The sequence below is a fragment of the Anditalea andensis genome (assembly GCF_000714815.1).
GTDB classification, from domain to species: Bacteria; Bacteroidota; Bacteroidia; order Cytophagales; family Cyclobacteriaceae; genus Anditalea; species Anditalea andensis.
On the sequence record NZ_JMIH01000039.1, the window covers coordinates 104,421 to 111,211 of the forward strand.

A 6,791-nucleotide genomic window follows, 5' to 3' on the forward strand; every position below is an offset into this window, starting at 1 on the left:
TGAAAAATAGTTGGTTCTTTACTTCCTTAAGGAATTAGCGTCAAACTGGAATTTCCATTAAATTTAAATATCTGATCAGGTTGGATAGTTGATTCATCAAAAGCAATTGTAAAATAATAAAGATAATGGGGAATGAATCCCATAAATTTATTACGCTCTTTGGAACTAAGCTCTCCACTGATATTAATTAAGGAAAAGTCCTCTTTTTCAACAATAGCGGACTGGAATTCGACTGCATTTAAAGGTACATTATTTAATATTGGCATCACATCAAACTGGGCATCTACCATTGCCCATTTCTTATGATCATTCAGCCATACCTCTGTAAGAACATGGCCAGCCCCCATTTTAACTTTCTCAACATCACGTGTCATAAGCCCTAAAGTCCTAGATTTCATCCCTATCGTAGCTAGAACACTTTTTAGAACAATTCCATATTCAACGCACCTAAATTTTTCACCTTGTTCAGCCCTCTGTAATATAATAAAGGCATCATTAGTGCCTGCGTCATTCCATGAATTATGTTCCCATTGATTTCTCACCCAATTGAGGGCCGAAAGTATTTTTGTCTGTTCGTCTGTGACGCCCTTAATCACCTCCTCTATTGGATAATTCTCTTTTATTTTAAAAATTATAGAGTCTTTATTTTGGTCGGGAAAGTAAAATTGAAACTCGGGATTCATTGATTCAATAGCAAATGAGAGTTTACTTATATTTTTTGAAGGGAAAATATTCAAAGCGGTACAGCCTGAAAGTAAAAAGGCATAAGAAAGACAAATAATTAGATTCTTCATTATTTTTAAAATTAAAAGTTTTAAGAAGCAAATTCTGTTTTAAGGTTAGCACTAAGGGTCCGCGGCTAAGAAACATGGGACATTTCGAAGCGATTAACTATGAACCTAAGATAAAGATAAAAACGAGAATAAAACTTTGCATATGTGAATATCAGCCCCATGTTTTCTTAAGTGCTATTAGCTGTACCTATACTTGTCACTATTATTCAGGTGCTGCATAAAAATCGTTAATCGAATTTGTGTAATAGGCATTGATTTTATTTTTTCTTTGGAAAATTGTAGGGGTAGGAGCTCCACCAGGAACTAGCATTAATTTTGGTTTTCCTTCTATAGTTTTCCTTTGAAAATTTACTCCTTCTGTATTATCAAATGCAATATCAAAGTAGAATAAATAAGGAAAAATCCACTTAGCATATAGGTCTTTTGAAGTTTTAGATGATTGTATTTCCAGTTCTTCATTATTACTGGCTAAGGCTTGCTGGAATTCAACTGCATTAAGTGGGGTGTTATTTAATACAGGGATCACATCCCATTGCGCGTCAATAAATACCCATTTGTTTAAGTCGTTCAAAAACACTTCGGACGCCACGTGACCTGCTCCTGATTTTCTGGTTTCAACATCTGCGGTCTTAAGACCTAAAGTCCTTGTTTTAAGCCCAACCGCATTTAAACATGCAGAAGTAACAATACCATATTCAACGCAACGGAAATTTTTCCCTTCTTTCACTTCATCAAGTATGGAGATGGCATCATCCTTAAGAGGTTCATTGTTCCCATCATGTTTCCATTGATTATGTACCCAGAATAGTATTTTCTTTACTCTTTCCGAATCAGTTTTTGCGCCTACGATTAAACTATCTATTGGGAATTTAGATCGAAGAGATTTGAGATATTCATTGTTACGATTCTGTTCGTACAAAATTTGCAAATCAGTATTTGTTAAAATTGTATCAAACTGTAATTCATTGAAATCTGAATTGCAGCTTCCAAAAAATAAAATAGTTAAACATAATGTGATTACTCTTTTCATCGCCTAATTTTAAAGTATAGCTTATAACGGTTGACAATATGGCCAGTAAGGTATTACGGGCTTTTTCCCTATCAAGGTACAGCAAAAGTTGAAGCAGGCTACAAACCTTCGTATACCTCTGAAACCCTTATTGGCTATATTGTGTGTTAGCAAAAGTTATTATTTCATCAATTGATAATTTTTCTTTTGGTCCTTCAACCAAATTTTTATAGTATCATTTAGATTATTGGCTGTTAGATTTGAATTCCTATACTCAAATTCTTGAGTCTTAATATATTCAACATGTTCTGGTTTAACAAAATTTGGTATTGCAGTTACAATTTCATAATTTTTAATCGGTACCAAAAAGATATATCCATCACAAAAGTCTTTTAACGTGAAATTTGGATATCCATATTTGTAAACACTATTTTCTCCTTTTAAATCGCCAAATGGCGTTCCTTTGGTATCTACACCTCACCCGCCATAAGCTATATGCAATGTTGTATTTAGTTATTTTTAATTTTATTTTACAGACTACTTCTCTCGAACCTAACAGTAATCTATTCAACCTTATCAAATTGAAAGAAATCAAAATATAAAAAAAAGAATGAGTTGTTTTTGTCATTTTTTTGAAATTTAATTTCTTGACCTCCATCCATTTCTGTAAATTCTAATTCTCCGGTTTGGGCAAGAACCGAATTTAAATATCCATTGCCATCAATCATTCTTAGTTTACCAGTTTCCAGCTTAACTTCAACTACAAACTCCCCTTTTATGCCAGGAACAGGGCCTCCTTCTTCATTATACTTATATTTGCCTGTCAGCTTTTGTAATTGTTTGGGCTCTGATAGATAGGAGTCAATTATTTTTGGTTTTTTAATACCCCATCCATAGTAAGTTGAAATCGATTGAAGAATTTCATTGATTAAAGGACGTCCATTGTCGGCATTTGTCATAATAATTACGCCATCCCCCTTGTAAGCAAATGCGATCATTTCTGTTGTAAACCCTTCATTTTTGCCACCATGTTGAAATATCAAAGAATCTCCTTCCCATTGTAGCGAAGGCCCCATTCCCCAGCTGTTCATGTTTTTTGTAAGCATCAGTTCTATGGTTTTTTTGGATAAAACTCCATTCTCTTTTCCGGCCAAAATATCCTGCACTTCAATACAATACTTAGCTAAATCCGTTGGGGTTGTCCATAGTCCGGCTGCGGCTTTTTCGGGGTAATTATGCCAAAATCCATTTATCACTTCACCTTTTCTATTGTAAGCAGCACTGGCCAATGGCCTAAATTTTACCGGTAAGGGCTGTTCATAAGTACTCATAGTCATTCCGAGAGGCTGCAAGATTTTATTACGCATAAAATCTTCAAAATTTAATCCGCTAACATCTTCTACTATTTTTTCCATTAGCGTATATCCTCCGCCAGAATATCTCCAAGCACTACCCGGTTCAATATCTAAAATTATAGGCGGAGTATTTCCTTCACCATTTAATACTTGAACCAAAGAAGGAATAGATTCACCATTTTGATAACCGGGAAAACCATGTCCTGTTAATCCAGCAGTATGAGATAGTAGGTGCTTTAGCGTAATTTTTTGTGTTTTAGTATAATCATTTTCTGGAATCTGCCAATTTTTCAGATAGTTATTTACATCCATATCGAGTGCAAGAATCCCTTCTTCTGCAAGTTTCAATACTGACAGCGCAGCCAATGGTTTACTAATAGAACCTGCTTGAAACAGTGTATTTGCGGTAACATCAATATCGTCTTTTTCGGAGGTAGTTACTTTACCATACCCTTTAGCCCAGTGTAATTTCCGATTTTTTATCACTGCTATGCTTAATCCCGGAACTTTGTAATGCTGCATTCGATCTGTCAAGGTGTATTTTATTGACGAGTCGCCATCAACTTGAATAGCCGTTATTAGACTACTTTCGATCTCTTCTATTTCTGCATCAAGTGAATTTTCAGGCTCACTAGTACAAGAGGTGAAAAATAACAAGGTAAATAAAATTGGTGTAAAGACGGTCTTCATTATCATGGTTTAATTAAATACAACGGTTTGGCAGTTTAAGTGGGCCGATGTTGACCGCTCCAATTTTATTACAAGGCTTGACAGGCTCACTTATACTGCCTGTTAGAGTGCGTTATTCCTTTTGAATTGTTATAGGAAAGTTAACCCAATCCTCTTATTTAAACCTTGTTCGAAAATTCGAATCAATGTCGATAACTGGATATTTCCCTTACCGTTTTCAAGTTTTGAAATATAACTCTTCTTTGTTCCTGCCTTTTCTGCCAATTGCTCCTGCGTGAGGTTTGCTTCCTTTCTAGCCTCTTTCAGCATTGCGCTTATGATGAACATCTGGGCATTTTCATCATATTTATTTCTGCTTTCGCTTCCTATTTTCCCGTGTTCCAATTCAATCAGTTCATCGAATGTTTTGACTTTATTATAATCCTTCATAACCTTATTTCTTTGATTGAAAATATTCCTTCATTAAACTTTCCGCTTTCTCTATTTCCTTCTTCGGAGTCTTCTGTGTCTTCTTTTGAAAACCGTTAAAAAGGACAACTAATCTTCCTTCATCAAAGCAGCAGAAAATTCTATAAATATTTGATTGGTATTCAATTCTTACTTCAAATAATCCTTCAATTCCTTCAAGATTTTTGAGAAACTTCTCTGGTACCCTTTCCACTTGCTTGATCAGCTCAAAAACATATTGAATCTTACTTTTAACCTTATCATTCTGCTTTTGATAAAATTTAATAAAGTGGTTTTCGTAAAAAATAATCTTCCTGACCATATTCACAAAGTTATCTCAAAAGATAACACTTTCCAAAAGCTTAGAGTTCTTTTAATGCACTCTAATCGGGTCAGGCAGGGGAATCTCACCCCCACGTTCCAATGTCATTAAGTTAGTGTATATAATTGTTTTTCAATGTATTAAGGTGTATATTTAGAAATGAACCAATAATTTTATCAGGTTTTTTAAAGAAAAAAACTATAATGGAAAATCATTACAGAACACCTCAAACTTATCCAAAGTTTGAAAAAAAAATTGACTTCCCCAGAATTTATTGAACGTCACCGAGTCAGGCCAACTGATTTTACCAGAGAAAGAAGCCTGCCGTTCCACAAGGTGTTCCTGGTACTCATTAATTTTTTGACTAAATCCCTTCAGGCAGACCTGGATAATATCTTTAAAGTTCTCTTAAACAAAGAAATTCCTGTTAATGAAGTCACTAAATCGGCCTTTTGCCTGGCCCGGAAGAAGCTTGGCCATGAGGCTTTTTTAGAGCTGGACAAGGACCAGATTGAAACTTTCTACCAGACAGGACATAATCGCTGGAATGGATTTAGGCTCATAGGGGTAGACGGTTCTACCGCCAGACTTCCGGTCAGCAAAGAAATTCAGACAGAATATGGAGTTCACGACACTTCCGAAACGGGTACACCGCTCACCTATGCCCGGCTGTCCCAAGCCTATGACCTGCTGAACAATCTGACCCTAGATGCCATCTTGTCAACCTACGATGATAATGAACATAACCTGGCATTGCGACATACGGCAGTGTTCAAACCGGATGACCTGGTAATCTGCGACAGAAACTATGCCCCCTTTTGGATGTTTGCCTTGCTTAACTCTAAAAATGTTGATTTTTGCTTTAGGTTAAAAGTCGGCAGCTGGAAAACAGCATCATCCCTTACTGATAGTGGGGAACAGCAAACAATTGCTGAAATATATCCCAGTAAACAAAGTAGCAAAAAATGCTTGGAATTGGGAATATCAAAAGCTCCGCTCAAGCTTCGCTTTATCTGCATAACACTCATTACCGGGGAAAAGGAAGTGCTTATCACATCTCTGACTGACCTTGAGAAATATCCTTACAGCCTTTTTTCTAGGCTTTACCAACTCCGGTGGCAAGTAGAAGAGTCGTATAAAACCATAAAATCCCGACTGGAAATGGAAAACTTCAGCGGAAAAAGCTGTTTGTCTATCAAGCAGGACTTTCATGCAAAAATTTTTTCCTGCAATCTCACCGCCATACTGGTAGGCGGGGCAGAGGAACTGGCAGAAAAAAAATGTGAAAACCGCAAAAAACCATACAAAATCAACTTTACTCAGGCCCTTAACCGAATGAAAAACAGCATTGTTCTGCTTTTGTATAGGGAAAAGGAAACTGCAGGGATTTATCTGGACGAGTTGGTGCTGTTATTCTCAGCCAACCTTGAACCGATAAGGAAGGAAAGGAATTTTCAAAGAAACTTCAGAAAAAGCAAACGCATTTATCCGATGCCGTACAAAAACTCTTTTTAAAGAAAGGAAAAAAAGCGAATATGTTAAGTGAAATTACCTATCGCAAGACAGGGCAGCATAACTATGTCCAAATGTTGTAGTTAATCTGAAAGTTGCTTATCAATAAGCTCAAAAAATGCAAAGAATGCTCATTGTTATTCAGTTTTTAGAATTATAACAAGGGCTTTTTCGGATTTTTCAGACCGGAATATTAAATAAACGTCTTAACTTAATGACATTGGAGGCGCACCGTGAGCTTATGGCTCACGGCCGTCTACTCATATCTTTATAAAAGCAAATAAAGCTATTGATTTTAATTAAAATATCAGTTGATAAAGGAATTGAAGGAAGGGAATAAACTACCTACTAAACACTATGATGTTGCAGTCGAGAAAGCCCCTTTCTTCTTTCCATCCAAAGCCATAATAATAAATCATATCTTTGAGGTTACTTTAAATAATATTAAGTGGTTATTAAATTAGATGATAAAAAATGGAAGGGAGGGAATAATCTGTCTACTAAACACAAAGATGTTGTAATCGAGAAAGCCCCTTCCTTCTTTCAATCCAAAGCCAGAACAGTACCTAAAGGCATGTTTTGTTTTATCATGACCTTGTATCAGCTATGAGTAAAGGAAAAAAAGGATTGAAAATTTATTAACCAAAACAAGCTATTATATG

General features: G+C 35.7%; 6 protein-coding genes. 1 reads left to right on the top strand and 5 read right to left on the bottom strand.

The window, feature by feature from the left end:
• Nucleotides 1–26: 26 nt before the first annotated feature.
• The 5 genes from EL17_RS21705 to EL17_RS21730 all read right to left on the bottom strand — a co-directional run bounded on the left by EL17_RS21705 (nt 27) and on the right by EL17_RS21730 (nt 4,617).
• Nucleotides 27–794 (bottom strand): transglutaminase domain-containing protein, encoded by a 768-nt coding sequence (locus EL17_RS21705; protein ID WP_035079526.1) that lies wholly within the window; start codon nt 792–794, stop codon nt 27–29.
• 202 nt (nt 795–996) lie between these two features.
• Nucleotides 997–1,824 (bottom strand): transglutaminase-like domain-containing protein, encoded by an 828-nt coding sequence (locus EL17_RS21710; RefSeq protein WP_051720330.1) that lies wholly within the window; start codon nt 1,822–1,824, stop codon nt 997–999.
• A gap of 542 nt (nt 1,825–2,366) precedes the next feature.
• Nucleotides 2,367–3,848, bottom strand: a complete 1,482-nt coding sequence (locus EL17_RS21720) for a serine hydrolase domain-containing protein (protein WP_035079533.1) — start codon at nt 3,846–3,848, stop codon at nt 2,367–2,369.
• Between the two features lie 129 nt (nt 3,849–3,977).
• Nucleotides 3,978–4,277 carry a helix-turn-helix domain-containing protein gene (locus EL17_RS21725; protein WP_035079537.1) on the bottom strand — a complete coding sequence of 100 codons (300 nt, stop codon included), beginning with the start codon at nt 4,275–4,277 and terminating at the stop codon, nt 3,978–3,980.
• A 4-nt stretch (nt 4,278–4,281) separates the two neighbouring features.
• Nucleotides 4,282–4,617 (bottom strand): type II toxin-antitoxin system RelE/ParE family toxin, encoded by a 336-nt coding sequence (locus EL17_RS21730; protein WP_035079567.1) that lies wholly within the window; start codon nt 4,615–4,617, stop codon nt 4,282–4,284.
• A 243-nt stretch (nt 4,618–4,860) separates the two neighbouring features.
• Between EL17_RS21730 and EL17_RS21735 the strand changes: the two genes are divergently transcribed.
• A complete protein-coding gene (locus tag EL17_RS21735) occupies nt 4,861–6,132 on the top strand; it encodes an IS4 family transposase (RefSeq protein ID WP_051720332.1) in 1,272 nt (423 codons plus the stop codon).
• Nucleotides 6,133–6,791 lie beyond the last annotated feature (659 nt).

What these genes read in the sequence shown, in the direction of transcription:
- EL17_RS21705 (WP_035079526.1), bottom strand. Translation starts at nt 794, where the DNA reads ATGAAGAATCTAATTATTTGTCTTTCTTATGCCTTTTTACTTTCAGGC.
- EL17_RS21710 (WP_051720330.1), bottom strand. Translation starts at nt 1,824, where the DNA reads ATGAAAAGAGTAATCACATTATGTTTAACTATTTTATTTTTTGGAAGC.
- EL17_RS21720 (WP_035079533.1), bottom strand. Translation starts at nt 3,848, where the DNA reads ATGAAGACCGTCTTTACACCAATTTTATTTACCTTGTTATTTTTCACC.
- EL17_RS21725 (WP_035079537.1), bottom strand. Translation starts at nt 4,277, where the DNA reads ATGAAGGATTATAATAAAGTCAAAACATTCGATGAACTGATTGAATTG.
- EL17_RS21730 (WP_035079567.1), bottom strand. Translation starts at nt 4,617, where the DNA reads ATGGTCAGGAAGATTATTTTTTACGAAAACCACTTTATTAAATTTTAT.